The sequence below is a fragment of the Hydrogenophaga sp. PML113 genome (genome assembly GCF_001777155.1).
Lineage (GTDB): Bacteria > Pseudomonadota > Gammaproteobacteria > Burkholderiales > Burkholderiaceae_C > Hydrogenophaga > Hydrogenophaga borbori.
The window spans coordinates 1-992 of the sequence record NZ_MIYM01000042.1 but is presented as its reverse complement, the minus strand read 5'-3'; the positions used below and the strand labels follow the sequence as shown (position 1 = coordinate 992).

General features: G+C 69.4%; 1 protein-coding gene and 1 pseudogene. Both read right to left on the bottom strand.

Annotated features, from left to right (window positions below; genetic code table 11):
- A partial coding sequence (locus BHU06_RS21935; protein ID WP_070401357.1) for an electron transfer flavoprotein subunit alpha/FixB family protein occupies positions 1-848 on the bottom strand: 848 nt, incomplete at its 3' end.
- A gap of 12 nt (positions 849-860) precedes the next feature.
- A pseudogene (locus tag BHU06_RS21930) lies at positions 861-992 on the bottom strand (electron transfer flavoprotein subunit beta/FixA family protein); the annotation flags it as partial.

The window sequence follows — 992 nt, the reverse complement described above, 5'->3', positions numbered from 1 at the left end:
GGGTCCTTGTTGATCGCCACGATCACCTTGGAGTCCTTCATGCCCGCCAGGTGCTGGATGGCGCCCGAGATGCCGGCGGCGATGTAGAGCTGCGGCGCCACGATCTTGCCCGTCTGGCCCACCTGCAGGTCGTTGGGCGCGTAGCCCGCGTCCACCGCCGCGCGGCTGGCGCCAATGGCCGCGCCCAGCTTGTCCGCCAGCGGCGTGATCACCTCGTTGAACTTCTCGCTGCTGCCCAGCGCGCGGCCACCCGAGACGATGATCTTGGCCGCCGTGAGTTCGGGCCGGTCGCTCTTGGCGATCTCGCTGCCCACGAAGCTGCTCTTGCCCGAGTCGGCCACCGCGTTGGCGGTCTCCACCGCCGCGCTGCCACCGCTGGCTTGTGCCGGGTCGAAGCCCGTGGTGCGCACCGTGATCACCTTCTTCTCGTCCGTGGCCTGCACGGTGGCAATCGCGTTGCCCGCGTAGATCGGGCGCTCGAAGGTGTCCGGGCTGATGACCTTGGTGGCGTCGCTGATCTGCGCCACGTCCAGCAGCGCGGCCACGCGCGGCGCCACGTTCTTGCCGCTGGCGGTGGCGGGAAAGAGCAGGTGGCTGTAGGCGCCGGCGAGCGCCACGACCTGGGCCGCGACGTTCTCGGCCAGGCCGTGTTCGAAGCCGGCGGCCTCGGCGTGGATCACCTTGGCGACGCCGGCGATCTGGCTGGCGGCCTTCGCGGCTTCAGCGGCGTTGTGGCCCGCGACGAGCACGTGCACGTCGCCGCCGCACGCCAGTGCGGCGGTCACGGTGTTGAGGGTGGCGCCCTTGATGGACGCGTTGTCGTGTTCGGCAATAACCAGTGCAGTCATGTCAGTTCTTCCTCAGATCACCTTGGCTTCGGTCTTGAGCTTGGCCACCAGCGTGGCCACGTCGGGCACCTTCACCCCGGCACCGCGCTTGGGCGGCTCGCTCACCTTCAGCGTCTTGATGCGCGGCGTCACGTCCACGCCCAG